We start from the raw sequence: 780 nt of genomic DNA, 5'->3' as shown, positions 1-780 counted from the left end.
TGATGTTGAAGATAAGACTCCAGCCCATCTTCACCATAGTGATATCCAGCTTGCTCTGCAGCTGTAAGAAGGGCTTCATTAAAGCGCTTTGTTGTTTTATTCACAGCACCTTTTGACCGCCCTCTTCGACGTAAGGGAAGACAAGGTTTTTCTGCCATCATCCTGTTCCTTCAAATTAAAGAGAAGCTGATCCCATATCTTGAAAAATGGCATAAAAATCAGCAATAAAATTTTTAAGAACAACCAACCACATGTAAAAACTTTGTGATCAGAGGCCAATCAAATAGCTTTGCTAGCCTTTATATGACGATACATTTTTGGCAATCCTTTGCTGGATAATTGAGTGAAAATCTTTTTGCCTTTTATCCCAGGCTCCTTTCTCTCATAACCATGATACTCTTTGTTCTCTAAAGAAACACGCAACGCTCCCGTTACAGCTTCCAACAAAGAACGCATAAAAGGTATAACAGCAATAGAAGATAAAAAGAATAACGGTACTTTAGAAAAGCAATCACCTGAAATAGAATAAAAATAGAATTTTCTGATAAAAAAACGAGAAAGACCTACACTCATCCCCCAACCTTAGTCACCCAGCAAAGGATTACCAAGAATGTATCATTATATAAATGCTAGCAAAACCATCCCCTTTTCTAGAGAAAGACATCTCTTAGAAATCTCTCCCTCTCTTAGAAATTTCTCAAAGACCGGAAAACTTATTGATTATAATACGACACTGTGAGACCGATGAATATGACAAAGTCTGACCGATGAGTGAAATAG

General features: G+C 37.3%; 1 protein-coding gene. It reads right to left on the bottom strand.

Features of this window, described 5'->3' with window-relative positions; translation table 11 throughout:
• Positions 1-279: 279 nt before the first annotated feature.
• Positions 280-573, bottom strand: a complete 294-nt coding sequence (locus tag ACFIO5_RS11445; RefSeq protein ID WP_375705475.1) for a hypothetical protein — start codon at positions 571-573, stop codon at positions 280-282.
• Between the last annotated feature and the right edge of the window lie 207 nt (positions 574-780).

The organism is Bartonella sp. AA86SXKL, assembly GCF_042196885.1.
The sequence above is the reverse complement of the archived record's forward strand: the minus strand, read 5'-3'. Positions and strand labels throughout refer to the sequence as shown.